Consider the following 24,284-nt stretch of genomic DNA (forward strand, 5'->3'; position numbering starts at 1 on the left):
ACAGGTTCAACTGATCGGTGCAGGAGCCGCCATGTCACTGGGCAGCCAGATGCGTGCACTCACGGCAAACAGCGCCAGACCAAAAAGCAACACGATGGCTGCGGGCAGGAGGGTGGAGCGGAAAAATTGCACGGCATCTCTGGGCGTGGTGCCATCATCGCCCCTAGGGTTCTCTAAATAGGGCCCAATTGATGACTGCGCCTACAAGCACCTGGCGACGCATCACGGCTGTAGCCGCCGAAGGTGTGGCCAGCGGCACTCCCTACGTGGTGGGAACAAAGCTGCTACAGGGCTGGCTCACCGCCACCGGCATTCCCCTGGGCTTGATCGGGATGCTCGCCTACGCCGAGTTGCCTTACACCCTAAAGATGGTCTGGGCACCTGCCCTGGATCGCTGGCCCATCCCCTGGCCAGACCGGCGCCGGGGTTGGCTACTGCTGCTGCAGTTGCTGCTGGTGGCAGTGATCGGCGCCATGACCTTTCTGCGGCCCAGCCAGCAACCAGCCAGCCTGACGGCGATTGGCCTAATGGCCCTGCTGCTGGCCCTGGTGAGCGCCACCCAGGACATCGTTGTGGATGCATACCGCAGCGACCTGCTGCCGGAAGGGGAGCGGGGCGCCGGTGCCGCAGCCACCAATCTCGGTTACCGGGGAGCGATGCTCGCCATAGGTGCCGGCGGTTTCATCCTGGCCGGGCGCTACGGCTGGCCCCTGGCCTTTGCTGCCGCTGCGGTGCTGATGCTGCTGGTGGTGCCGTTCACCCTTACGGCACCAAAGCTGCTGCCGATTGGGCACCAGGTCACCAGCCTGCGCCAAGCGGTGGTGGGCCCAGCCAGGGAATTCCTGCACCGCACCGGCCGAGGACGGGCCGCCATGCTGCTGGCCCTGGTGCTGCTCTACCGCTGGCCTGACGGCCTGCTCAACGTGATGGCAGTGCCCTTCCTGATTCAACAGGGATTTAGCCCAGAAATGGTGGGTTCCGTGCTGGCCGGCTGGGGCATCGGCGCCACGATCGTTGGCACGATTCTGGGGGGAATTCTGTTTGGCAAGTTGGGGATGAACCGGTCCCTATGGGTATTCGCCCTGGTGGGCAGCGCCGGCAATTTGTCCTACTGGGCCCTTGCCAGTTTCGATGGCGGACCAGTTGCCCTACTGCTGGCGGTGGGTCTGGAGAACCTGGGGGGAGGGATGGTGGGAGCAGCCTTTGTGGCCCTGCTGATGAGCCTCTGCAACCCACGCTTCTCCGCCACCCAATACGCCCTGCTCTCCGGGGTCTACGCCCTCAGCCGCTCCCTCCTTTCCGGCCAAGCAGGCTTTGTGGCCGAGGGTGTGGGCTGGAGCAACTTCTTCCTGCTCACCGTGGCCTCCTCCCTGCCAGCCTTCCTCCTGATGGTGTGGCTTACCCCCTGGCACGGGGACGGCTGCCGCGGCGCCTTCGATCAGGCCAAGGACCCCACCTAACCCGAAACTGGACTAACAGCCAGCCGGCGGCGCAACTGACCGCAGGCCGCATCGGCATCCAAACCCCGGCTGGCGCGCACACTCACCGCCACATGGCGAGCCATTAATCCGGCCTTAAAGGCTGCCACCGCCTGGGGGGTGGGGCGCTGGAACTCCTCCTCCTCAATGGGGTTATAGGGAATCAGGTTGACGTGGCTTTGGAAACCCCGCAGCAACTGGGCCAGGGCCTCTGCGTGGCGGGGTTGGTCGTTGAGCCCCCCCAGCAGGATGTATTCAAAACTGACCCGCCGACCGGTGATCGCCACGTAACGCCGGCAATCCTCCAGCAATGCCTCCAGGGGATAGGCATGGGCCGTAGGGATCAAGCTTTCGCGCAGCTGCTGATCTGGGGCATGCAGGCTCACCGCCAGGGTGAATTGGGCCCTCCCCAGGCGCTCAAGGGCCAGCTCGGCCAAGGTTGGCAGGGTTTTTGGCACCCCCACGGTGCTCACCGTGATCTGCCGCTGGGCCATGCCTAAATCAGTACAGAGGCAATCGATCGCCGCCAGCACGGCGTCGATATTGAGCAAGGGCTCACCCATGCCCATGAAAACCACGTGGCTGGGGCGCTTTTCCATCACCTCCCGCACCCTCAGCACCTGGTCGACAATTTCATGGAGCGCCAGGGAACGCTGCAGCCCCCCCTTGCCTGTGGCGCAAAAACGACAGGCCATCGGACAGCCCACCTGGCTACTCACACACACCGTGAGTCGGTCGGAGCTGGGGATCCCCACCGTTTCCAGGCTGAGTCCATCGGCGGTGCCAAGCAGCAACTTGGTGGTGCCATCCCGGGCCACGCTGCGATGTAGCTCCTGGGAACGACCCAGCCAATCGTTTGCCCCCGCAGGCGGATTGGCCTGGAGCACCTGTCTCCAGGCCTTGGGCAACACGGTGATTGCCTCCAGGTTTTGGGCCCCCTTGGCGTAGAGCCAATCGTGCAGTTGACGGCCCCGAAAGGCAGATTGGCCCTGGTCCTGGGCCCACCGCTCCAAAGCCGAAAGGCCCATCCCCAAAAGGGGAAGGGCCTCGATGCTGGGCAGATCTAAATCGGCTGGATTAACCAAATCAGAAGGTGGATTCACCAAATCAGGAGCCCGTGGCCCAGCTTCCACTCCACAGCCAAGAGGGCAATGAAACCGAGCATGGCCATGCGGCCATTGAAGTTTTCGGTGTGGGTGTGGAAGCCGTAGCGGGGCAGGCGGCGCTGGGGCACGGGAGTGCCCAGGCTGGTCAGGGGTGTTTTAGTCATCAGTCAGCAGGCCCTCGTCCTGGAGACCCTCAAGGGCAGCAGGATCGGCGATCAACTCCTCCTCAAGGCCCTCCTCCACCGTGGGGCGGGTGAAGGCGGCCACGCTGCTGGCGCTGGCTTCGATGCCATGGCGGCTGCGGGTTGCCGACAGGTCCTCATCGGAAGGGTCATCCAGCACCGCCATTGACGCCGAGGGGGCCGGCATCTCGACCGTGTAGTCGGGGCGCAGGTTCTGCATGCGGCGATAGCCCATGCCGTCCTCTTCAAGGATGTCGGGGTGGGGACCAGCCTCAGCCCGCAATTCCTCTTCGAAGCCGCTGAAGCCCGTACCGGCAGGGATCAAACGACCAATGATCACGTTCTCCTTGAGACCGCGCAGCCAGTCGCTCTTGCCCTCAATCGCCGCCTCGGTCAGCACCCTGGTGGTCTCCTGGAAGGATGCCGCCGAGATGAAGCTGTCGGTGTTGAGGGAGGCCTTGGTGATACCCAGCAGCACGGGGGTGAATTCGGCCGGGGCGCCACCGGTGATCGCCATGGCGGAATTGACCTGCTCCACCTGGCGCAACTCAATCAATTCGCCCGGTAGCAGGGTGGTGTCACCGGCATCTTCGATCCGCACCTTGCTGGTCATCTGACGCACGATCACTTCGATGTGCTTGTCGTCGATCGAAACGCCCTGGGATTTGTAGACGTTTTGCACCTCCGTCACCATCCGGAACTGCAGCTTGGAGATGGCCTCCTGGGCTGCTTCCATCGTTGGCTTACGGCTGCGCAGATCCTCGAAGTAGCACTCGAGCAGCTCGTGGGGGTTGATCGGACCATCGGTAAGGGATTCACCGGCACTGACCTGCTGGGAATCGCTGACCATCACGTTGCGACCCAGGAGGATTGGGTACTCGGTGATCGCGTCGTCGTGCTCAATCACCGAAACGGTGGGTGAGTCGTCGTCGTCACCCTGCTTGATCTGGACGGTGCCGCTCTTGCGGCAAAGGATCGTCGATTCCCGGGGGCGGCGGGCCTCCAGTAGTTCCTCAATACGGGGTAGACCCTGCACGATGTCGCCGGTCTTCTGGCGCTCAAACACCAGCAGGGCCAGGCTGTCGCCGCGTTGCACCAGCTCACCATCGCGAACGTGCAGAACGGAATCCGGGGAAACCATGTAGGGACGGCCCAGGCGAATCGTGAGGGTGTTGCCCTGAATCGCTTCAACTTGGCCGCAGCAGGGGGCTGCCACTCCTTGGGCCAGTTCATCGCCGTCGACGATCCGCTGGTCAACACCCACCAGGGGCTTGGCGGAGCCCAGATCAATTTGACGGGTGTCGTCTGAGCGCTCAACGATCAGGCGGCGAATCGGCTCGCCATCCACCAGGTCAGGCAACTGCATTACCCCATTGCCCTTGCAAAGGATCTGGGTGGTGGCCACCACATCGCCTTTTTTCACCGCAATCCCATCTTGAACCTGGAGGTCGGTGTGGGTCGAACCGTGGCTGGCATCGGAGAGAGTGTCACGCCTCACCAGCAGGGTTTCCAGGATGGTGAGTTGCAGGCGCTCGATCGTCTTGGCGCGCTTGTCTGCAACAGCCTCCACATCCACCGTCATCTGGGGAGTGGTATCGAAGGTGTCCAGGATCAATTGGGTGCGCAGCAGCTCCACGCCCTCCACCGACTTGATCAATTCGCCGTCCTTGAAGGCGAGTCGCTGGGTTGCCTTTAGGCCCAGGAAAGGGCCACCGCTCTGCTTAACGCTGCCCAATTCGGGCAGGTGGGCGGCGTCAGGAATGGAGTACTCCTCCACCGGGCGCAGCAACAGGGCCCCGCCTTCGGGAGTGTCAACTGATTCGACAAAGAGCATCGCCTCAGCCTTGAGGCCCTTGGCAAGCTCTTCACCGGGATTGACCATCTTGCCGTCGGCAAAACGGGCAATGGTTTTGCTATCGGCAACCAGGTGAAGTTTGCCGGAGCGAACAATAATTTCGCGCAGGATGTCGTTCTTCTGGGTAACGGTGACGATGCCGGCGGTTTGGCTGAAGATGTCCTTGACAACCTCCGTACCAGCCTCAATCCACTGGCCGTCCTCGATCATCAACAGGGAGATGTCCTTGTTGATCTCGTGGGTTTCCTGGGGAATCCAGAGCAGGGTGCCGCCATTACTCACCTCGTAGCCATTTTTGGCACTACGGGCCTTCTTGATCGATAGGCCCGGGGCAAATTTGACCGTGCCGCCGGTTTGGGTGCGGAAGCGGTCGTCGTTCAGTTCGGCGATCACTTCCCCGTTGCCAATCTTGCTGCCGGGGATGGTGTTGAGGCGATAGCGGATGTTGTCCTTGCCCTCGAGGTGCCAGAGCTCACCGGAGTGGGTGGATTCACCCACCAGCTTGCAATCCTTGAGGGTGAGGCTGGCGGTCACGATCTGAACCTCGCGGGAGTCTCCCGCCGATTCCCTCAGCCGCACGGCACCGCCGTACTCACTGACGAGGCGGCTTTCGGCCAGCACTTCGCCAACGGTGACTTCCTTATTGCCATGCACCACGGGCAGGGCATTGGGGGGGAGGTTGTAAACGTCGCCGCTGAACACCCACATCCGGCCCAAACGCTGGGCCTTGAGGGTGATGTTGCCCTGGCGGTCCGTGACCTCCTTGGGCTGGATGGCATCTTCGTAGCGCACCTGACCAGCCAGGTCGCAGATCACGTCCTTGGTGGCCTTTTCCACGCTCTTCTTGACCGTCACGCCAGCGGCGATCTGGGCAAGGATCGTGTCACCGGGAGCGGTGTCGCCATCGGCGACAAACAGAATTGAGCCGTTGACGATATCCAGCTTCTGAACCTTGCCCTTACCTGAGGGGGTGAGGGTGAGGGTGAAGTCGGTTTCAGCAATCTGGGCCTCCACGCCGTGGGGTGTCCGGAAAGGACGCACCCGGGCCTTGGCGCCAAATTCGACAACGCCATCGAGCAGGGAGCGCACCACGCCGGTTTCAGCCGTGGACACACCACCGGTGTGGAAGGTACGCATGGTGAGCTGGGTTCCAGGCTCTCCGATCGACTGGGCAGCCACGATGCCGACTGCTTCGCCGAGATCCACCAATTGGTTGTGGGCCAGGGCCCAGCCGTAGCACTTACGGCAGACCGAGCGGGAGGCCTCGCAGGTAAGCGGCGATCGCACCTTCACCGTTTTGACGCCAGCGGCCTCAATCCGACGGGAAAGGGGACCGTCCATCTCACCGTCGCGGTCGACCAGGAGCTCTCCCTCCCCGTCGAGCACCGGTTCAGCCGCCAAGCGACCGATCAACTTGCTGGCAAATTTGCCCTTTTCATCGGCATCGATGGGAATGCTGCGGGTGGTGCCGCAGTCGTCCTCACGCACGATGACGTCCTGGGCTACGTCCACCAAACGGCGGGTGAGGTATCCAGAGTCGGCCGTACGCAGGGCCGTATCCACCAGGCCCTTACGGGCTCCATAGGAGGAGATCACGTACTCGGTAACCGTCAGACCCTCGCGGAAATTGGTGCGGATCGGCAGGTCGATGATTTCCCCCTGGGGGTTGGCCATCAGGCCCCGCATACCCACCAGCTGGCGCACCTGGGACATGTTGCCCCTGGCCCCGGAGTTGGCCATCATCCAAACCGAGTTGAGCGGATCGTTCTCGTTGAAGTTGCGGCGCACGGCCGCCACGAGACGTTCGTTAGTTTCGGTCCAGGTGTCGATCACCTTGGTGTGGCGCTCCACCTCGGTGATTTCACCAAGCCGATAGCGCTCTTCGGTTTCGGTGATTTGCTCTTCCGCTTCCGCCAGCAGGGAAGCCTTATCTCCAGGGATGCGCAGGTCGTCGACGGAAATCGAAACTGCGGCCTGGGTGGCGTAGTGGAAGCCGAGATCCTTCAGCTCATCGGCCATCGAGGCCGTTGCGGCGGTGCCGTGGTGCTTGTAGGCCCAGGCCACCAGATTGCGCAGGGCCTTCTTATCGATCACCCGGTTCCGGAAGGGCGGAGCCTGCTTACTCAGCGGTTCATTGACCTGCAGCTTGGCCTTGGCTTCGGCAGCGGCCAGTTCAGCGGCCTTCTTAGAGACCTTTTTGGTTTTCTTGGCGGGGGTAGCTGTCATGGCTGCGCGCGGGTGAAAGACGGAAAGAGATGCAATAAAAGGTCTGCCGGAGGGTTTGCTCCGGCTTTGGTCGTCAGGACGCAGCCACGGCGCCAATGATCGTGTGGTTGATCACCACCCGACCCACCGTGGTGAGCAGGTAACGGCTGATCAAGCCACCCTCCTCATCGAGACGGTCGCGGCGGAACAGCCACTGCTCGATCCGGGTGCCATCGCTAAGGGTTTCCTCCTTCTGGGGCTGCTTCTCCTCTTCGTCGCTTTCGACTTCGCCACTAAAACGCACCCAAACCCAGTCGTGGAGGGTGATGTGCTTGTCCTCGAAGGCGTCGATCACGTCGTCGAGGCTGGCGAAGGTCCTGGAGCGGTCGCCAAATGCGGGCTTTGTGGCCCCGGGCTGTTCGGCGGTGAGGTAGTAGGCGCCAAGCACCATGTCCTGGGACGGGGTGATGATCGGCTCGCCAGTGGCGGGCGAAAGGATGTTGTTACTGGCCAGCATCAACATCCGGGCCTCCGTTTGGGCCTCGATCGCCAGGGGCACGTGCACGGCCATCTGGTCACCGTCAAAGTCGGCGTTGAAGGCAGGACAGACCAGGGGGTGGAGCTGGATGGCCCGGCCGTCCACCAACTTGGGCTCAAAGGCCTGAATGCCCAAACGGTGCAGGGTTGGAGCACGGTTGAGCAGGATGGGGTGACCTTCGATCACCTCTTGCAGCACCTGCATCACCTCATCATCTGCCCGCTGAATCAGCTTCTTGGCGGCCTTGATGTTGTTGACAATGTTTTGGCGAATTAGGCGATGAATCACGAAGGGCTGGAACAGCTCAATCGCCATCTCCTTGGGAAGACCGCACTGGTGCATCTTTAGCTTCGGACCCACCACGATCACGGAACGACCGGAGTAGTCGACCCGCTTACCAAGCAGGTTTTGGCGGAAGCGGCCCTGCTTACCTTCGATGATGTCGCTCAGGGATTTGAGGGCCCGGTTGTTGGCTCCCACCACGGTGCGTCCCCGGCGGCCGTTGTCGATTAGGGCATCGACAGCCTCCTGGAGCATCCGCTTTTCGTTGCGAACGATGATTTCAGGAGCCAGGATTTCCTGGAGGCGCCCCAGGCGGTTGTTCCGGTTGATCACCCGGCGGTAGAGGTCGTTGAGGTCGCTGGTGGCGAAACGACCGCCATCTAGCTGCACCATCGGGCGCAGGTCGGGGGGAATCACCGGGATCACATCCAGCACCATCCAATCGGGGCGGGCGCCGGTGGCGATGAAGTTGTCGATCACGCGCAAACGCTTGATCAGCTTGGCCCGCTTTTGACCCTTACTGGCGGCAATGTCTGCCCGCAGCTGCTCGGCGGTTTCGTTGAGCTCGATGTCCTCAAGCAGCTGCTTGAGGGCCTCAGCACCAATACCTACTACTGGCTCGTTTTCGATCTCCGAGTCTTCGGCGTAGATCTGGTCCTCAATTTCAAGCCACTCGTCTTCCGTTAGCAGCTGCTTGTAGGTGAGGTCCTTGTGGTCGCCAGGATCAAGCACCACGTAGCAGTTGAAATAGACGATCTGCTCCACATCCCTAAGGGGCATGTCGAGCAGGATCGCCACATAGCTGGGGATGCCCTTCAGATACCAAACGTGGGACACGGGGGCCGCCAGCTTGATGAACCCCATGCGGTGCCGGCGAACCCGGCTCTCGGTGACCTCCACCCCGCAGCGCTCGCAGACGATGCCGCGGTGCCGCACCCGCTTGTACTTACCGCAGTGGCACTCCCAATCCTTGGAGGGGCCAAAGATCTTCTCGCAGAACAGCCCATCCATTTCTGGCTTGAGCGTGCGGTAGTTGATGGTTTCGGGCTTCGTTACCTCACCCACCACCTGGCCGTTAGGCAGCGTGCGCTGCCCCCACTGCATGATCCGATCGGGCGAAGCGAGCGTGATCTTGACGTAGTCGAAGTGGTTTTCGGTGCGGAGGTTGCTGTTGGACATCGGTAGTTAGGCGCGCGGAAATCGAGAGATGGGGGACTTATTCAGCGATCAGTCGTCGTCGTAATCCGCGACGCCGAGGGATTCATAGGTGGGCCGACTGGGGGTGCTGCGACGGGGATTAACGTCCTGCATCAGATCGACTTCCTCACCTGCATCGGTGTAAACAGCGATGTCTAGTCCGAGGGACTGCAGCTCACGCATCAGCACCTTGAACGACTCGGGAGTACCGGGGCGGGGAATGGGCTTGCCCTTGACGATGGCGTTGAGCGCTTCGTTGCGGCCTTGCATGTCGTCGGACTTGACGGTGAGCAATTCCTGCAGGGTGTAGGCGGCGCCGTAGGCCTCCAGGGCCCACACTTCCATCTCACCCAAACGCTGGCCGCCCTGCTGGGCCTTACCACCAAGCGGCTGCTGGGTAACAAGGGAGTAGGGGCCCGTGGAGCGGGCGTGGATCTTGTCGTCCACCAGGTGGACGAGTTTGAGGATGTGGGCATAGCCAACCGTGACCGGTTGGTCGAAGGGCTCGCCACTGCGACCGTCGATCAGTTGGATCTTGCCGGGGTTCCCGGGGTCATAAACCCAATCTTTACCAGGCTGCTTGGCTGCTTCTTCGAGGTAGGCCTGCACGGTTTGCTTCGATTTCTCAGCCCCGTGCATTTCATCAAAGGGCACAACCTTGACCCGGCAGCCCAGGTGGGAAGAGGCCCAGCCCATCAGGCATTCGAAGACCTGGCCCACGTTCATCCGGCTCGGCACACCCAGGGGGTTGAGCACGATGTCGATGGGGGTGCCATCGGGGAGGTAGGGCATGTCCTGCTGGGGCAGGATGCGGCTGATGATTCCCTTGTTGCCGTGGCGGCCGGCCATTTTGTCGCCTACCTGGATCTTGCGGCGCTGGGCCACATAAACCCTCACCACCATGTTTGCGCCGGGCGGTAGCTCATCGCCCTGCTCCCGGGTATAGATCCGCACGTCAACAACGCGGCCCCGCTCGGTGCTTGGCACCCTCAGGGAGTTGTCGCGCACGTCGCGGGCTTTCTCACCGAAGATGGCCCGCAGTAGTTTCTCCTCAGGGGGCTGGTCGGATTCACCCTTAGGGGTCACCTTGCCAACGAGGATGTCGCCGCTCTCGACATAGGCGCCGATGCGGATGATGCCCATCTCATCGAGGTTGCCAAGGCTTTCCTCTGCGATGTTGGGAATCTCGCGGGTGATTTCCTCGGGCCCAAGCTTGGTCTGGCGCGCTTCAATCTCGTACTTTTCGATATGCACCGAGGTGTAGAGATCGTCGTGTACAAGACGGTCACTCAGCAGGATTGCGTCCTCGTAGTTGTAACCCTCCCAAGGCATGTAGGCGATCAGAACGTTCTGACCCAGGGCAATCTCACCGCCCTCGCAGGCTGAGCCATCGGCCAGCACTTGGCCGGCGATCACTGGATCGCCCTGGCGGACGATCGGGCGCTGGTTCAGGCAGGTGTCCTGGTTGGAGCGCTGATACTTCTGCAGGTGGTGCACATGGTCGGTTCCCTGCTCATCGCGGATAACGATGGCGGTGGCATCCACAAAGGTGACAGTGCCGTTCACCCGGGTGATTGGCACCATGCCGGAGTCGCGGGCAACCTGGGTTTCCAGGCCCGTACCCACCAAGGGGCGCTCGGGACGCAGCAGGGGCACGGCCTGGCGCTGCATGTTTGAACCCATCAGGGCGCGGTTGGCGTCGTCGTGCTCAAGGAAGGGAATCAGCGAAGTGGCCACTGAAATCACCTGCACCGGCGACAGCTGGACGTAGTCCACCTGCTCGGGGGGCACTTTCTCGAAGTCCTGGCGGTAGCGCACGGGCACCAGCTCAGCGGTGATGCGGCCATCGGCGTCGGTGGGCACATCGCCAGGGGCCACCCGACACTCGTCCTCGAGGTCTGCCGCGAGGTAGAGGGGGTCTCCGGATTTGTGAACAATGCCGTTTTCTACTTTCCAGAACGGGGTTTCGATGAAGCCGTACTCGTTCACCCGGGCGTGGGTGGCAAGCGAGCCGATCAGGCCAGCATTGGGACCTTCCGGAGTTTCGATCGGACAGATCCGGCCGTAATGGGAAGGGTGAATGTCGCGCACGGCAAAGCCAGCCCGCTCCCGGGTTAAGCCGCCAGGGCCGAGGGCGCTGATGCGGCGCTTGTGGGTCAGCTCCGCCAGGGGGTTGGTCTGGTCCATGAACTGGCTCAACTGGCTGGAGCCAAAGAACTCCTTGATGGCAGCCACCAGGGGCTTGGGGTTCACCAGCTGGGCGGGGGTGAGGGATTCGGTCTCGCCCACGGTCATGCGCTCTTTGATGATGCGCTCAAGCCGGTTAAGACCGACCCGCACCTGGTTTTGCAGCAATTCGCCCACGGAGCGAACCCGGCGATTGCCCAGGTGGTCGATGTCATCAAGGCTGGCGCCGCCCACATCGAGCTCCAGGTTGATCAGGTAATCAATGGTGCTGAGCACGTCCTCGGGGGTAAGGATGCGCACCGCATCTGGGATCGTCAGACGCAGTTTTTTATTGATCTTGTAGCGACCCACCCGACCTAGGTCGTAGCGCTTGGGATCGAAGAAACGGCTGTGGAGCAGGCTCTGGCCACCGCTGACCGAGGGGGGCTCGCCGGGACGCAGTTTTTTGTAGAGCTCAAGCAGGGCCTGGTCTTCCGAGGAAATGCCCTCGTCGTTGGCCGCTTCGATCGACTTTTGGTAGTACTCCGGGTGACGCAGCTTGTCGAGCACGTCATTGTCTGACAGACCTATCGCCCGCATCAAGACGTGGGCATTGATCTTGCGGGTTTTGTCGACCCGCACGTGCAGCAGGTCGTTCTTGTCGGTTTCGAACTTGAGCCAGGCGCCCCGGTTGGGGATCATGCTGGCGTTGAAGGTCTTACGGCCGTTTTTGTCCTGCTCGTCTTTGAAATAGACCCCAGGTGAGCGCACGATCTGGTTAACGATCACCCGCTCAGCGCCGTTGATGATGAAGGTGCCGCGCTCGGTCATCAGGGGCAGCTCGCCGATGAAAACCTCCTGCTCCTTGATCTCGCCGGTCTCCTTGTTGACCAGGCGGCAGGTCACATACATCTGGGAGGCGAAGGTCGCATCGCGCCGCTTGGCCTCTTCCACGTCGTGGCGGGGACGCTTCAGTCGGTACTCACTACCGATGAAGTGCAGCTCCAACTTGCCGGTGTAGTCGGTGATCGGGGAAAAGCTCTCAAGCTCCTCGATCAGACCCTTTTCCAGGAACCATTTGAAACTGGCGCGCTGTACCTCCACCAAGTCGGGTAGGTAGGTAACGGTCTTGGAGACCTTGATCGCGCTGCTCATGCGGTGAACCTGCAGGAACTGGTTAACAATTGACCGGTCGGCCCTGGACCTTGAAGCCCCGAAGGCAAGCCACGCAGACAGCTATCCCCCAGCGGGAACGGCTGCCCTTTGCGGGCTCACCCAGCGGATTTACTTCAAGATTTCAGGCGTCGACAACAAGAAGCGCTACCGCATCCGGGCCAGTCAAAGATCATACATTGTGAAGTGTCAGGCCAAACAGGCTTGAGGCGTTGGCACTACTGCTATTGGCCACGTTTGTGAGAGTTTCCCCACGCAGCTCCGCCACCTTGGCCGCCACGGCCGCCACGTAGGCCGGTTCGTTGCGCTTGCCCCGGCGGGGCACCGGCGCCAAAAAAGGACAGTCGGTTTCCACCAGGAATCGATCCACTGGGACCTGGCGGGCGCAGGCATGGGTGGCCTCTGCCTTCGGGAAGGTGACCGAACCGCTGAAGCTGATAAAAAATCCCAGCTCGAGGAAGTCGGCCATTTCCGCCGGGGTGCCGCCCCAGCAATGCATCACCCCCCTGGGGCAGGCTCCGCGCTGGGCCCGCTCCCGCAACTCCACCAGCATCGGTTCAGCCGCATCGCGGCAGTGCACGATCACGGGCAGATCAAGCTCCACCGCCAAATCGAGCTGGGGGCGAAGGATGGCGAGTTGGGCTTCGAGGTTTTTGTCGCGAAATAGGTCCAGGCCCAGCTCGCCTATCGCCACAACCCGCCCATCGGCCTGGGCGGCCTCCTTGAGCACCGTTGCCGTATCACTGCGCCAATGCTCGGTGTCCAGCGGGTGAACTCCCACCGAATAGCGCATCTCGGGGAAGCGGTCAGCCAGGGCCCTGATGGCGGGGATTTCCGCCGGCTCCACACAGGCATGCACCAGGGATTGGACCCCGGCCTGGCGCCAGCGCTCAGCCACCTGATCGATGTCGTCATCGAACTGGCGAAAAACAATGTGGCAATGGCTATCTACCAGCTGAATTGCAACCGGTGGACAGCCATCCTGGGGGGCTTCCAGGATCTCAGGCCTGGGCGGCGCTGGCCTGGGCTGTTGGGGCTTGGGGTTCAATTGCTTTTTTGACGGCCGAACTCAGGCGCGACTTTTGGTTGGCACCGGTGTTGCGGTGCAGCACACCTACCTTGATCGCTTTGTCGATCTTGCTGAAGGCAGCATTCATGGTGGCTTGCACAGCCTCCTTCTTGGCCTCAACCGGCTCTTGCCCGTAGGCCGTTACGGCGGCAAAGCAGCGCTTCATAAGGGTGCGCAGACCCGACTTATAGGTGCGGTTACGCAGGCGGTTGCGCTCGGCAACTTCAATGCGCTTTTTCGAAGACTTGTTATTGGCCACAGGCGGTCGTAGGCGCGTTCAGCAATCTCTGATCTTACCTTCACGCCCCCCTGGGGGCCAAGCAAAGGACCAGAGCTTTGGCGCACTAACTTGAGATTCCCTGCCAGCGCTGCAAAGCCCGTGGTCTCCTCCCCGCCTCCCCTCACGATCACCTGCCTGCGGGATGGTGACCATGCGGCGGAGCGATTGGGCGCAATTGCGGAGCGCACCAGTGGCTCCCAGATGGCTGAGGCAATGGCCAAGGTGGAGCAAATAATTGACCAGGTGCGCGGTCAGGGGGATCGGGCCCTGATCGAATTGACCCAACGCTTCGATGGCGTTCGACCCGAACCGCTGCGGATTCCCCAAGAACGGTTGGCCCAGGCCTGGCAGCAATGCCCGGCCCCTTTGCAGGCAGCCCTGGAGCTGGCCCACCAGCGGATCCTGGCCTTTCACCAGCAGCAGATCCCCCAGGACCTGGCCGTGACCGGCCCCCATGGGGAACGGCTCGGCCGGCGCTGGCGCCCCGTGGAAAAGGCGGGTTTATACGTGCCCGGGGGCCGGGCCTCCTATCCCAGCACCGTGTTGATGAATGCGGTGCCGGCCACGGTGGCTGGCGTCCAGCGCCTGGTGATGGTCACGCCGCCTGGCCCCCAGGGGGAACCCAATGCCACCGTCTTGGCCGCTGCGCACCTGGCGGGAGTTGAGGAGGTCTATCGGGTGGGTGGTGCCCAGGCCGTGGCCGCCCTGGCCTATGGCACCGAAACGATTCCCCGGGTGGATGTGGTCAGCGGACCGGGCAACCTATACGTAACCCTGGCGAAAAAGGCTGTCTATGGCAGGGTTGCCATAGATTCCCTGGCCGGCCCCAGCGAGGTGCTGGTGATCGCAGATCACACCGCCAAGGCCGACCAGGTGGCGGCCGATCTGCTGGCCCAAGCCGAACACGACCCCCTAGCCGCGGCCATTCTGTTGACCACCAGCCCCGAGTTGGCGGCGGCCCTGCCGGCGGCCCTGGAGGCCCAGTTGGCCGGGCACCCCAGGGCTGAAATCACCCGCCAAGCCCTGGGCGACTGGGGCCTAATCGTGGTCTGCCGCGACCTCGACCAGGCAGCCCAGCTCAGCGATTGCTTTGCCCCCGAACACCTGGAGCTGCTGGTGGAGGATCCCGAATCCCTGGCCGATCGCATCAAGCACGCCGGGGCGATCTTCATGGGCCCCCATAGCCCTGAAGCCGTGGGGGATTACCTGGCCGGACCAAACCACACCCTGCCCACCTCGGGCACGGCCCGTTTTGCGGGGGCCTTGAGCGTGGAGACCTTCCTGCGCCACACCAGCCTGATCCAGTTCAACCGCGAGGCCCTGGAGGCCACGGGCCCTGCCGTGATCACCCTGGCCGAAAGCGAGGGGCTCCACAGCCATGCCGAATCAGTGCGGCGCCGGCTCGGTTAAGGATGCTGGGGGCTTAGGCGAGCTCGCGGACGCCCGGCACCCCATCGACGATCTCGCCGACGAGCACCTGGTCGGTGAGATTTACGAACAGGCCGTTCTCCAAGACTCCGGGGAGGTTGTTAATTTCCTTCTCCAGGCTTTCGGGATCGCCGATCCCCCCGCCAAATTTCACATCCAGCACCAGGTTGCCCTGGTCGGTAACCACCGGGCCTGCCTTACGCACGGCCATCCGTAATTCAGCCACGCCGCCCAATTCCTGCAGCTCGGCCTGCACCTGGCGCCAGGCACCGGGCAGCACTTCTACGGGCAGCAGGAAGCCCAGGTTGAGGGTATCCACCAGCTTGGTGGAATCAACCACCACCACGAAGCGCTCCGCCCGGCGGGCCACCAACTTCTCCTGCACGTGGCAAGCGCCGCCACCCTTGATCAGCTGGAGAGAGGGATCCACCTCATCGGCACCATCAATGGCCAGGTCAATCCTGTTGACAGCATTGAGGCTCTGGAGGGGGATGCCCAGCTCCGCCGCCAACACCTCCCCTTGAAAAGACGTCGTTACCCCAACGATGTCCTTGAGCTCGCCGCGCTGCAACTTGGCCCCAAGGGCCCGGATCATTAGGGCGGCAGTGGAACCGGACCCCAATCCCAAAACCATGCCGTCACGGATCTGTTCGATGGCAGCTTCAGCGACTGCCTGCTTCATCCGGTCCTGCAGATCCGACATGTCCATGTGCTCGGGGCCGCGACCGTAGCTCAGCCAAGGTGAGTCAGCCCGCCAAGGGCATGGCCGCGGGCTTGATCGAGAGTTGGATTTCCTGCTGGCCCCTAATCACCTTCAGGGGCAAAGGCTCATCCAAAGCAGATCGCTCCACCACCTGCAGCAGCGCACCGGGATCGGCCACCTGCTTGTTGGCTACGGCCACCACCAAATCGCCGCGCCGCAGGCCGGCCCGCTCCGCCGGGCTATCGGGGAGCACCCTTTGCACCAGGGCTCCGTCCTGCTCCGGCAATTGCAGAAGCGCTCCGGGGTCGCTGTTGTTGTCACGGGCACGACGGGCCGTGAGGGGCACCAACTGGAGGCCGAGATAGGGATGGAGCACCTGGTCGCCGCGGCTGAGTTGGTCAGCTACGCCCTTGGCCAAGTTGATCGGAATTGCAAAGCCCAAACCGGCCCCTGGACCGGAGCGCACCAGGGTGTTGATACCCACCACCTCGCCGGCTGCATTGATCAGGGGGCCGCCGGAGTTGCCCGGATTGATCGCCGCATCGGTTTGGATCAAATCCAAGCGTTTATCTGCAAAACCGAGGCTGTGAATGTCGCGATGCAGGCTGCTGATGATGCCCAGGGTGACCGTGCGCTCGAGGCCATAGGGGCTGCCAAGGGCGATTGCCCAATCCCCCACCTCGAGGGCCTCTGAATCGCCCAGGGTGGCCGACTGCAATGGGTGGCCCTTCTCAATGCGCACCACCGCCAGATCGGTCACAGGATCTGCTCCCACCACGGCCCCATCCAGCTGGGCCCCATCGGAGAGGGTGATCTCCACGGTGTCGACCTTGTCGACCACGTGGGCGTTGGTTAGGACCAAACCCCCAGCAGCATCAATCACCACTCCCGATCCCTGGCCCCGTTCGCGCATGCTGCCGGCAGGATCACCAAGCAAATCGCGCAGGAAGGGATCGAGCATGGCCGGATCAAATGGCTGGCGAGCCACGTCCCGTTCGGTGTCAATTCGGACAACAGCGGGGCCCACCAATCGGGCCGCATCGGCCACGAAACTGTGGCTTGCCTCCGGAATCGGATCGGCCCAAGCCGCTGGCACCGGCGCCAAACCAACCAGACCCCAGCAGAGCGCCAGGACCACACACAACCAGTGGACAACTGCCATCAGCCAAGGCTAGGGGGCTAGGCCCCCTTAAGTTGGGCGGAAATCAGCGCACATGCGCAACAACCAACTTTTAGCGAGATACCCATGGCAGAGATACCTCCCGGTAGCCGGCAGCGCTGCAGCCTCTGCCAAGTTGAGATCCAGGGCATGGCAGGTGGCAACGACTTAGTGCACTTCAGCCAGGGGGGACCGGGCAGCCGCGCCAAGCTATGGGCGAGGGTTTGCCAGTACCTGAGCACTCCTGAGCAGAAATCCCAATGCATCAACCTTGATGCCAGCTTGAGGGGAACCGTGCAAAAAAGCGATTATTTCGCCGAGGCGCCAATGATCAACCTGCCCCCCACTCCCGGCGGCCCTGAGGATTAAGCGGCCCAGCCCTGTGGGCCCGAATAACCCATCCACTAAGGTGAATTGGTGCCCGGCGGGCATCCCTAAGAAATCCTGGTTTGATTACCGGGTCACTTTCCTAGGGCAGTTTCAAAAACTGCAGATGCCGGCGGGTGCCCAATCCCTGCCCACCTGCAGCTTTGACCACCCCGCCCACCACAGAGCTCGAAAAGCTGGCCCTGGAGGCCATGGCTGCATCGGGATTCGTGCTGCGCGGCATCCAGGTGCTCAGCCATCGCATTCCGATGACAGTGCAGGTACTGGTGCAGCGAGCCGATGGCGGCGACATCAGTCTCGACGAATGCGCCTCCATGAGTGCCCCCCTTGGTGAAGCCATCGAAGCGGCGAGCTTGCTGCTCGAGCCCTATGTTTTGGAGATCAGCAGCCCTGGCGTCAGCGACGAACTTCAGGACGATCGGGATTTTCGCAGTTTTCGCGGCTTCCCAATCGAAGTGGAATTCCGCGATGCCAAAGGCGAAACGGTCTGCAGCGAAGGGCTCCTGCTCGAGCGTGACGCCGATGCCTTGCACTTAAACCTGCGGGGCCGCATCAAGCGCATTCCGCGTCCAGATGTGATCAGTGTGCGTTTGGTAACTCCAACCACCTGATCTCCCAACCCAAGACCATTCCCCACCCCTGATCCATGGCCCTGGTTCTGCTCCCCGGTCTCAACAACCTGATCGAGGACATCAGCGAAGAGAAGAAACTGGCTCCAGCCGTGGTGGAGGCCGCCCTGCGCGAAGCGCTGCTGAAGGGCTATGAGCGCTACCGACGCACCCTTTACCTGGGCATCAGCGAAGACCCCTTCGAGGAGGACTACTTCTCCAACTTCGATGTTGGCCTCGAACTGGACGAGGAGGGCTATCGGGTGCTGGCCTCAAAAATCATTGTGGAAGAGGTGGAAAGCGAAGACCACCAGATATCCCTTGCCGAAGTCCAGCAGGTGGCCGAAGACGCCCAAATCGGCGACACGGTCGTCTTGGACGTAACTCCCGAGAAGGATGACTTTGGCCGCATGGCGGCCTCCACCACCAAGCAGGTGTTGGCCCAGAAGCTGCGCGATCAGCAGCGCCGCATGATCCAAGAGGAATTTGCGGACCTGGAAGATCCTGTGCTGACCGCCAGGGTCATTCGCTTTGAGCGCCAATCCATAATCATGGCCGTCAGTTCTGGCCTTGGCAGGCCAGAGGTGGAAGCGGAATTACCGCGCCGCGACCAATTGCCCAACGACAACTACCGGGCCAACGCCACCTTCAAGGTGTTCCTGAAGGAAGTCAGTGAGATTGCCCGGCGCGGCCCCCAGCTGTTCGTGAGCCGCTCCAACGCCGGCCTCGTTGTGTATTTGTTTGAAAACGAGGTGCCTGAAATCCAGGAGGGTTCCGTGCGCATCGTGGCCGTGGCCAGGGAAGCAAATCCGCCAAGCCGGTCAGTGGGCCCCCGCACCAAGGTGGCTGTAGACAGCGTCGAACGGGAGGTGGATCCGGTGGGGGCCTGCATCGGCGCCCGCGGTTCCCGAATCCAACAGGTGGTCAACGAGCTGCGGGGCGAAAAAATTGACGTAATTCGCTGGTCTCCAGATCCTGGCCAATACATCGCCAATTCCCTGAGCCCGGCCCGGGTTGAGATGGTGCGCTTGGTTGATCCCCAAGGTCAGCACGCCCACGTGCTGGTTCCCCCCGATCAGCTCAGCCTGGCCATAGGCCGGGAAGGCCAGAACGTGCGCCTGGCGGCCCGCCTGACCGGCTGGAAAATCGACATCAAAAATGCCTCGGAGTACGACCAGGCCACCGAAGACTCGGTGGTCTCCGAACTGATCGCCCAACGCCAGGAAGAGGAGGCCCAGCAGGCCGAGGTGGAGGCCCGACTTGAGGCGGAACAAGCTCTGCGGGCTGAAGAAGATGCCCGTCTGCGGGAGCTCTATCCCCTACCCGAAGACGACGAGGAATACGCCGAGGCCGAGTACGACTACGAAGAAGCACCCCAGGAGGCAGCTCCAGAAGAGGCAGCTCCAGAAGAAGAAGCACCCGAAGAGGAAGGAGCCCGGTGAGTTCTCGGCCTGTGCTTCGGCGCTGTGTGAGCTGTCGCGAATTGCTGGATCGTCAGCAGTTGTGGCGGATCATCAGGCTCGCCGAAGGGGGAATCGGGTTGGATCAGGGCATGGGCCGATCGGCTTACCTCTGTCCCAACCAGGAGTGTTTTGAGGAGGCGAAACGACGAAAACGTTTGCAACGGGCCTTGCGCTGCCAAGTTGCAGAAACAATCGTCGAAACCCTCGAACAACGACTGAATACCAGCGTTGATCGCGCCTCTAAGGCAATATGAACATTGGCCGCCCCGTGCAAGCGGCCTGGATCCCGTTGGCCCCCGATTCGGCGGCCCCTGGGAACCGTCCACTGGAGACCTGAATGACCAGCAGCGGCAAAGTCAGAATTTATGAGTTGTCTAAGGACATGGGCCTGGACAACAAGGACGTGCTCGACGCCGCCATTTCGCTGGGTGTTGCTGCAAAAAGCCACAGCAGCTCGATTAGCGACGACGAGGCAACAAAAATCCGCTCGCTGATCAACAAGGGCGCCCAAAGCAGCGCAGCTGCCGCCGCTCCAGGCAAGGCCATTCTCTCGGTGAAAAAAGCCGCCCCTGCGGTAGTGGCCCCTGCGCCTGCAGCTGCGAAGCCCGCAGCGCCAGCCGCAAAGCCCGCAGCACTGGCCGCTCCTGCGGCGAAGCCCGCAACTCCCTCGATGGCCGCAGCAGCCCCGGCCCGGCCCCCCGCTGCCCAACCAGCCACTGCCAAACCCCCGGCTGCCGTTAAACCCCCAGCCCCCAAACAACCGGCCCCCAAACAACCGGCCCCCCAGCAACCACCTGCCCGGCCAAGCGCCGCAGCCCCTGGCCAGCCTGCTGCGCCAGCCGCAAAGCCTGCTGCTCCGGCAGCCAAACCAGCTGCGCCAGCCGCAAAGCCTCCGGTCATAATTGCCAGCAAGCACCCCCTAGCTGGGAAACCTCCCCTCCCGGGAAAGCCCCCCCTAGCTGGCAAGCCGCCCCTCACCGGCAAGCCGCCGGTGCCCAATAAACCGGTGGTGATCGCCTCTAAACCGCCAGCCCGTCCTTCTGCACCAGCACCTGCCCAGGCCCGCAAGGGCGACGCCCCCGCACGGCCCGTGGCAGCCAAACCCCAGCTCGTTGGCAGACCCATAAGCACCCCCCCCGGCGGACCTAAAGGCGCAGGCCCCACCAGCAGTCGCCCGGCGCCACCGGCGGGCAGGGCACCCCTGAGCCAGCGCCCCCCGGCCCCCCAGCGCTCGGGGGCCCCAGCCCCCATCCGCCCAGGCCAGGAAGGTCGGGCCGCCGGCAGTGCCCCTGGCCGCCCCGCCCCCAGCCCCCTTGAGCTGGTGGGCAAACCAATTCGCCGCGACAGCGAAGGCCCTGGTGGAGCCGGCGGCAATCGCCCTGCCGCTCCAGGCAGGCCTGGCATGCCCACGGGAATGCGCAAGCCGGTGGCCCCTGGCGAGCTGATGCAGCTGCAGAAACCAGGCCCAGGCAGGTCAATAGCACCACCGCCGCGCCGCGCCGGTGAGCGCAGCGAAGCTGGTGCGGCGGGTCCTGGCGGTGGTACTGGCACTCCCGATCTGGTGCGCCCCGCGGCCACTCCCCCTTCGGCCCCCAGGCGCCCCGGTTTCCGCGCGGCCACCCCTGCGGGAGCTGCCGGCCGCCCCCGCAGGCCCGACTGGGATGACAGCGCCAAGCTGGAGGCACTGCGCAGCCGTACGCCGCAAAAACAGCGCACCAAGGTGCACATCATTGGTGAAAACGATGATGCCCTGACTGCTGAGACCGGCGGATTTGCCGGCGAACAGGAAGCAGTGGTGCTGCAAGCCAGCCTGGCCAGGCCCGCCAAGCCCCGCAGCGCCGGTGGAGCTGCCGCCAAACCGATGGCGGCGATGCGCAAGCGCAAGAAGGAAACCACCCGCCAGCGCCAGCGTCGCCGGGCCATGGAGCTGCGCGCCTCCCGCGAGGCCAAGCAGGTGCGGCCAGAAATGCTGATCGTGCCGGAGGGGAACCTCACGGTGCAGGAGCTGGCCGACAAACTCAGCGTCGAGAGCTCTGAAATCATCAAGAGCCTCTTCTTCCGTGGCGTAATTGCCACGGTCACCCAGACCCTCGACCTCTCCACAATCGAGGCGGTAGCCGAAGAATTTGGTGTGCCTGTCCTCGAGGACGACGTCCAAGAGGCGGCCAAGAAGACGGTGGAGATGATCGAGGAGAGCGACCTCGCCTACCTGATCCGTCGCCCGCCCGTGGTCACCGTGATGGGCCACGTGGACCACGGCAAAACCAGCCTGCTGGATGCGATCCGCAAAACCAGGGTGGCCGCCGGCGAAGCCGGAGGCATTACCCAGCACATCGGTGCTTACCAGGTGACCGTTCCCCACGGTGGAGAAGAGCGCAAGATCACCTTCCTCGACACCCCTGGCCACGAAGCCTTTACGGCCATGCGTGCCCGCGGCACCAAGGTCACAGACGTGGCCGTGCTGGTGGTGGCAGCCGACGACGGCGTTCGCCCCCAGACCCTGGAGGCGATCAGCCACGCTCGGGCCGCCGAGGTGCCGATCGTGGTGGCGATCAACAAGATCGACAAGGAGGGGGCTTCGCCAGATCGGGTCAAACAGGAACTTTCTGCCCTCGAATTGGTGGCGGAAGACTGGGGCGGCAACACCGTGATGGTGCCCGTCAGTGCCATCAAGGGCGAAAACGTCGACAAGTTGCTGGAGATGATCCTGCTGGTCACCGAAGTGGAAGACCTGCAGGCCAACCCCGAGCGGATGGCCAAGGGCACTGTGATCGAAGCCCACCTCGACAAGGCAAAGGGCCCGGTTGCAACTCTGCTGATCCAAAACGGCACCCTGCGGGCCGGCAATGTGCTGGCGGCAGGCCCCGTGCTGGGCAAGGTGCGCGCCATGGTCGACGACACCGGCAAACGGGTCAAGGAGGCTGGGCCCTCCTACGCGGTGGAGGCCCTGGGCTTCAGCGAAGTGCCCACCGCCGGTGATGAGTTCGAGGTCTATCCCGATGAGAAAACAGCTCGGGCCGTGGTCGGAGACCGGGCCAACGAAGCCCGCGCCACCCGCCTGGCCCAGCAAATGGCCTCCCGTCGGGTTTCACTCGCCTCGATGTCTGGTCAGGCAAGCGAAGGCGACCTCAAGGAACTGAACCTGATCCTCAAGGCCGACGTGCAGGGTTCCGTGGAGGCCATCCTTGGCTCCCTCGAGCAGCTGCCCCAGGGCGAGGTGCAGGTGCGGGTACTGCTTTCGGCGCCGGGCGAAATCACCGAAACCGATGTAGACCTAGCGGCAGCCTCTGGCGCCGTGATCGTGGGCTTCAACACCTCCATGGCCCCAGGGGCCAAGCGGGCCGCCGATGCCACCGGCGTCGATGTGCGCGACTACGAGGTGATTTACAAACTGCTGGAAGACATCCAGATGGCCATGGAAGGTCTGCTGGAGCCAGAGTTGGTGGAAGAAAGCCTGGGCGAAGCCGAAGTGCGCGCTGTGTTCACGATCGGCAAAAGCGCCGTGGCTGGCTGTTATGTCACCAGTGGCAAACTGCAGCGCAACTGCAAGGTGCGCGTCTTCCGGGGCAAGGAAAAGGTCTACGAGGGCGACCTCGACTCCCTGCGCCGCAATAAGGACGACGTCAAGGAAGTGGCCACGGGCTTCGAGTGCGGCATTGGCACCGATCGCTTCAATGGCTGGCAGGAGGGGGATCGGGCCGAGGCCTTCAAGCTCGTCACCCAGCGCCGCACCCTCAGCACCTAGGGCTAGACAGTGAATCCCCGCCGCGAGCCCCTGCTTTGGCTCCAGCTGGTTGGCCTAGGGGCCATCCCACTGGAGCTATTGCTGGTGCTGGTGTTGTTGGCGGCCAGTGATCCTGGCCGCTTTCCCCTACTGGAATGGCTGCTGGTCTGGGGACTGGGGGCAGTTGCACCTTCGGTGTTGTTTTGGCTGAAGCCGCCCGATCCTTTTTCACTGCTCCTAGTTCAGGCCCCAGGCAGCAAGCGCCGACCTGAGCAACAGAACATCACGGCAATCCCCCTAGGGCTGCCCTTCAAGCTCCTACTGGCCAGTGGCACTCTTTTGCTACTGCCCCTGTTGCTATGGCTTGATCGCACTTCGGTGCTGGCCACCAGCTTTGCCCTAATCCCCCGGGCCAATCGCCTCACCTCCCTACTGCTCTGTGCACCGGTGCTGGCCTTGATGGTCTGGCAGTGGCAGCAGCTGGTGCAAGCGACCTGGCTGCTCATAGGTCAGCCCAAGGCCCCAGACAGCGGCGGCGATGCTCAACAGCCACAGGCACGACTTTGCCTTGGGCTGCCCTGGATGCAGCTGCGTGAGCTCGAACCAGGCCAGGGATTACCGGCTCCCCCTGCCCAGGCGATAGTTGAGCCCAAGGAGTCAATACAGCTGGTGGTGCCAGATACAGAGCCAGCGCTGGGGCCAGAAATCACTGATGTGGCTTTTACGCCGATCGAAAAGTCTGAGGGGGCTGGTCCTAGTGAGTCAGCTCCTGTTGCGATCGAACCAGAGGAGGCCACCAAACAGGACCAGGGCACCCACCTGGATGATCCAATCGGTTGACGGCACCAGCTCGCCGCTGGAAAAGCGCATCGCCATGGTGGCCAGACCAAGCCCCGCCGAGGCCACCAGGGCAAACCAGATGCCGCGCCTCAAACCACGCCATGGCGTGCGCACCTCTTGGAGCAGGCGAGCCCGCAGCTCTGGATCAAGGTCAGGGGGCTTCGATCCCATCAAATCAGGCCTATCGGCGGCTGGACAATGCTAGTTTCACAAAGGGGCCGGTGTAGCTCAGGGGTAGAGCAACTGATTCGTAATCAGTAGGTCGTCGGTTCAAATCCGATCACCGGCTTATTTAATAGTTAAGTCAAAGAGTTCACGTTAGTAACAGGCATTGCTTTCAGGGTCTTAGCCACAAAAAAGCCCCCCTCTAGGAGAGGGGGGCTGGGATTCCGTCGATTTGCTCTGGAAACAGTTGAAGCTTTTAGCCTCAGCCGATTGCAG

19 protein-coding genes and 1 tRNA gene are annotated in these 24,284 nt (G+C 62.7%); 9 read left to right on the forward strand and 11 right to left on the reverse strand.

Features of this window, described 5'->3' with window-relative positions; translation table 11 throughout:
• Window positions 1-6 precede the first annotated feature (6 nt).
• A complete protein-coding gene (locus tag KBY49_RS06660) occupies window positions 7-132 on the reverse strand; it encodes a hypothetical protein (protein WP_254933933.1) in 126 nt (41 codons plus the stop codon).
• Between the two features lie 59 nt (window positions 133-191).
• Here KBY49_RS06660 and KBY49_RS06665 point away from each other — a divergent pair, with 59 nt between their 5' ends.
• Window positions 192-1,460, forward strand: coding sequence for an AmpG family muropeptide MFS transporter (locus KBY49_RS06665; protein WP_254933934.1), 1,269 nt, complete (start codon window positions 192-194; stop codon window positions 1,458-1,460).
• On the opposite strand, the gene rlmN is transcribed toward KBY49_RS06665, so the two are convergent.
• From rlmN to rpsT, 7 genes are all read right to left on the reverse strand, one after another.
• The gene (gene rlmN, locus KBY49_RS06670; RefSeq protein ID WP_254934056.1) at window positions 1,457-2,506 is read right to left on the reverse strand and encodes a 23S rRNA (adenine(2503)-C(2))-methyltransferase RlmN; all 1,050 of its coding nucleotides are present in this window, start codon (window positions 2,504-2,506) and stop codon (window positions 1,457-1,459) included. The genes KBY49_RS06665 and rlmN overlap by 4 nt on opposite strands.
• 71 nt (window positions 2,507-2,577) lie before the next feature.
• Entirely contained in the window at window positions 2,578-2,748 is a 171-nt protein-coding gene (locus KBY49_RS06675; protein WP_254933935.1) for a high light inducible protein, read from the reverse strand.
• Window positions 2,741-6,847, reverse strand: a complete 4,107-nt coding sequence (locus tag KBY49_RS06680; RefSeq protein ID WP_254933936.1) for a DNA-directed RNA polymerase subunit beta' — start codon at window positions 6,845-6,847, stop codon at window positions 2,741-2,743. Before KBY49_RS06680 ends, KBY49_RS06675 begins: the two co-directional genes overlap by 8 nt.
• Window positions 6,848-6,920: 73 nt before the next feature.
• Window positions 6,921-8,825 carry a DNA-directed RNA polymerase subunit gamma gene (locus KBY49_RS06685; RefSeq protein ID WP_254933937.1) on the reverse strand — a complete coding sequence of 635 codons (1,905 nt, stop codon included), beginning with the start codon at window positions 8,823-8,825 and terminating at the stop codon, window positions 6,921-6,923.
• A 48-nt stretch (window positions 8,826-8,873) separates the two neighbouring features.
• Window positions 8,874-12,164 (reverse strand): DNA-directed RNA polymerase subunit beta, encoded by a 3,291-nt coding sequence (rpoB, locus tag KBY49_RS06690; RefSeq protein WP_254933938.1) that lies wholly within the window; start codon window positions 12,162-12,164, stop codon window positions 8,874-8,876.
• Window positions 12,165-12,354: 190 nt separating this feature from the next.
• On the reverse strand, window positions 12,355-13,137 hold the full coding sequence (locus tag KBY49_RS06695) for a TatD family hydrolase (RefSeq protein WP_254934057.1): 783 nt from the start codon (window positions 13,135-13,137) through the stop codon (window positions 12,355-12,357).
• A 46-nt stretch (window positions 13,138-13,183) separates the two neighbouring features.
• Window positions 13,184-13,510: a 30S ribosomal protein S20 gene (gene rpsT, locus KBY49_RS06700; RefSeq protein ID WP_254933939.1), complete on the reverse strand. Its 327-nt coding sequence runs from the start codon at window positions 13,508-13,510 to the stop codon at window positions 13,184-13,186.
• Between the two features lie 120 nt (window positions 13,511-13,630).
• Here rpsT and hisD point away from each other — a divergent pair, with 120 nt between their 5' ends.
• Window positions 13,631-14,941: a histidinol dehydrogenase gene (gene hisD / locus KBY49_RS06705; protein WP_396099508.1), complete on the forward strand. Its 1,311-nt coding sequence runs from the start codon at window positions 13,631-13,633 to the stop codon at window positions 14,939-14,941.
• 13 nt (window positions 14,942-14,954) lie between these two features.
• Here the strand turns inward: hisD and rpiA are convergent, their stop codons facing one another.
• Together rpiA and KBY49_RS06715 are read right to left on the reverse strand one after the other, a co-directional pair.
• A complete protein-coding gene (gene rpiA, locus KBY49_RS06710; RefSeq protein WP_254933940.1) occupies window positions 14,955-15,662 on the reverse strand; it encodes a ribose-5-phosphate isomerase RpiA in 708 nt (235 codons plus the stop codon).
• 43 nt (window positions 15,663-15,705) lie between these two features.
• A complete protein-coding gene (locus KBY49_RS06715; protein WP_254933941.1) occupies window positions 15,706-16,824 on the reverse strand; it encodes a trypsin-like peptidase domain-containing protein in 1,119 nt (372 codons plus the stop codon).
• A gap of 84 nt (window positions 16,825-16,908) precedes the next feature.
• Here KBY49_RS06715 and KBY49_RS06720 point away from each other — a divergent pair, with 84 nt between their 5' ends.
• The 6 genes from KBY49_RS06720 to KBY49_RS06745 all read left to right on the forward strand — a co-directional run bounded on the left by KBY49_RS06720 (window position 16,909) and on the right by KBY49_RS06745 (window position 23,843).
• Entirely contained in the window at window positions 16,909-17,190 is a 282-nt protein-coding gene (locus KBY49_RS06720) for a hypothetical protein (RefSeq protein ID WP_254933942.1), read from the forward strand.
• 161 nt (window positions 17,191-17,351) lie between these two features.
• Window positions 17,352-17,819 (forward strand): ribosome assembly cofactor RimP, encoded by a 468-nt coding sequence (locus KBY49_RS06725; RefSeq protein ID WP_315857001.1) that lies wholly within the window; start codon window positions 17,352-17,354, stop codon window positions 17,817-17,819.
• A 35-nt stretch (window positions 17,820-17,854) separates the two neighbouring features.
• Window positions 17,855-19,258, forward strand: a complete 1,404-nt coding sequence (nusA, locus tag KBY49_RS06730) for a transcription termination factor NusA (protein ID WP_254933943.1) — start codon at window positions 17,855-17,857, stop codon at window positions 19,256-19,258.
• Entirely contained in the window at window positions 19,255-19,533 is a 279-nt protein-coding gene (locus tag KBY49_RS06735) for a YlxR family protein (protein WP_254933944.1), read from the forward strand. The genes nusA and KBY49_RS06735 overlap by 4 nt, the downstream gene beginning before the upstream one ends.
• An 83-nt stretch (window positions 19,534-19,616) precedes the next feature.
• The gene (gene infB, locus KBY49_RS06740) at window positions 19,617-23,024 is read left to right on the forward strand and encodes a translation initiation factor IF-2 (protein WP_254933945.1); all 3,408 of its coding nucleotides are present in this window, start codon (window positions 19,617-19,619) and stop codon (window positions 23,022-23,024) included.
• A gap of 9 nt (window positions 23,025-23,033) precedes the next feature.
• A complete protein-coding gene (locus KBY49_RS06745; RefSeq protein WP_254933946.1) occupies window positions 23,034-23,843 on the forward strand; it encodes a low-complexity tail membrane protein in 810 nt (269 codons plus the stop codon).
• Here KBY49_RS06745 and KBY49_RS06750 read toward each other — a convergent pair.
• Complete coding sequence (locus KBY49_RS06750; RefSeq protein WP_254933947.1) at window positions 23,766-24,014, reverse strand: DUF3493 domain-containing protein; 249 nt, start codon at window positions 24,012-24,014, stop codon at window positions 23,766-23,768. The two genes, KBY49_RS06745 and KBY49_RS06750, sit on opposite strands and share 78 nt — an antisense overlap.
• A 46-nt stretch (window positions 24,015-24,060) precedes the next feature.
• On the opposite strand from KBY49_RS06750, the gene KBY49_RS06755 reads away from it, so the two are divergent.
• Window positions 24,061-24,132, forward strand: a tRNA-Thr gene (locus KBY49_RS06755).
• Window positions 24,133-24,284 lie beyond the last annotated feature (152 nt).

Source organism: Cyanobium sp. WAJ14-Wanaka, from assembly GCF_024345375.1.
GTDB lineage: Bacteria > Cyanobacteriota > Cyanobacteriia > PCC-6307 > Cyanobiaceae > Cyanobium_A.

What these genes read in the sequence shown, in the direction of transcription:
- KBY49_RS06665 (WP_254933934.1), top strand. Translation starts at nt 192, where the DNA reads ATGACTGCGCCTACAAGCACCTGGCGACGCATCACGGCTGTAGCCGCC.
- rlmN (WP_254934056.1), bottom strand. Translation starts at nt 2,506, where the DNA reads ATGGGCCTTTCGGCTTTGGAGCGGTGGGCCCAGGACCAGGGCCAATCT.
- KBY49_RS06675 (WP_254933935.1), bottom strand. Translation starts at nt 2,748, where the DNA reads ATGACTAAAACACCCCTGACCAGCCTGGGCACTCCCGTGCCCCAGCGC.
- KBY49_RS06680 (WP_254933936.1), bottom strand. Translation starts at nt 6,847, where the DNA reads ATGACAGCTACCCCCGCCAAGAAAACCAAAAAGGTCTCTAAGAAGGCC.
- KBY49_RS06685 (WP_254933937.1), bottom strand. Translation starts at nt 8,825, where the DNA reads ATGTCCAACAGCAACCTCCGCACCGAAAACCACTTCGACTACGTCAAG.
- rpoB (WP_254933938.1), bottom strand. Translation starts at nt 12,164, where the DNA reads ATGAGCAGCGCGATCAAGGTCTCCAAGACCGTTACCTACCTACCCGAC.
- rpiA (WP_254933940.1), bottom strand. Translation starts at nt 15,662, where the DNA reads ATGTCGGATCTGCAGGACCGGATGAAGCAGGCAGTCGCTGAAGCTGCC.
- KBY49_RS06715 (WP_254933941.1), bottom strand. Translation starts at nt 16,824, where the DNA reads ATGGCAGTTGTCCACTGGTTGTGTGTGGTCCTGGCGCTCTGCTGGGGT.
- KBY49_RS06720 (WP_254933942.1), top strand. Translation starts at nt 16,909, where the DNA reads ATGGCAGAGATACCTCCCGGTAGCCGGCAGCGCTGCAGCCTCTGCCAA.
- nusA (WP_254933943.1), top strand. Translation starts at nt 17,855, where the DNA reads ATGGCCCTGGTTCTGCTCCCCGGTCTCAACAACCTGATCGAGGACATC.
- infB (WP_254933945.1), top strand. Translation starts at nt 19,617, where the DNA reads ATGACCAGCAGCGGCAAAGTCAGAATTTATGAGTTGTCTAAGGACATG.
- KBY49_RS06750 (WP_254933947.1), bottom strand. Translation starts at nt 24,014, where the DNA reads ATGGGATCGAAGCCCCCTGACCTTGATCCAGAGCTGCGGGCTCGCCTG.